Genomic DNA, 584 nt, shown 5'->3' with positions numbered 1-584 from the left:
GATCTCGTTCGGCACCAAGGGCGGGGAGATCGAGATGAACGGGCAGCGCGTCGCCGTCCCGGTGTCCACGGACCAGATGCGCAAGATCGCCCAACTCTCCGGCGGGCAGTCCTACACCGCCACCAACATCAACGAGCTGAACAAGAGCTACAACGCCATCGAGAACGACATCGGCTTCCGCACGGTGCCCGGCCCCGGCAGCGCCGGCTGGCTGCGCCTGGGCGTTGTCGTCGCGCTGATCGCCGCGGCGCTGGGCCTGCTGATCAACCGACGCCTGCCGGTCTGAGCGATCAGGCGGGCAGCCGCCGGTTCAGGAACAGGCCGGCCAGGACGGCGCCCGCCAGCAGCACCGCGCCCAGCATCATCCAGGCCAGGCTGGCGTCGCCCTTGACGGTCTGATAGCCGATCTGGCGCTGCAGCGTCGAATAGACGCTCTCCAGCGATTCCAGGCTGTCCGCGTGGAACGCCTGGCCGTCGGTGATCTTGGTGATCTCCTGCAGCGTCTGGTCGTCGACGGGGACCGGGATGGTGGCGCCCTCGTACTCGACGGTGCCGTAGGGCGTGCCGAAGGAGATCGTCGAGAT

At 68.0% G+C, this 584-nt stretch carries 2 pseudogenes; one reads left to right on the top strand and one right to left on the bottom strand.

The window, feature by feature from the left end:
* Positions 1-286 (top strand): annotated as a pseudogene (locus A5712_RS13110) (hypothetical protein); the annotation flags it as partial.
* Between the two features lie 4 nt (positions 287-290).
* On the opposite strand, the pseudogene A5712_RS13105 reads toward A5712_RS13110, so the two are convergent.
* Positions 291-584 (bottom strand): annotated as a pseudogene (locus tag A5712_RS13105) (hypothetical protein); the annotation flags it as partial.

The sequence above is a fragment of the Mycobacterium sp. E2327 genome (genome assembly GCF_001672675.1).
Taxonomy (GTDB): domain Bacteria; phylum Actinomycetota; class Actinomycetes; order Mycobacteriales; family Mycobacteriaceae; genus Mycobacterium.
This window is presented reverse-complemented; position numbering and strand designations above follow the sequence as displayed.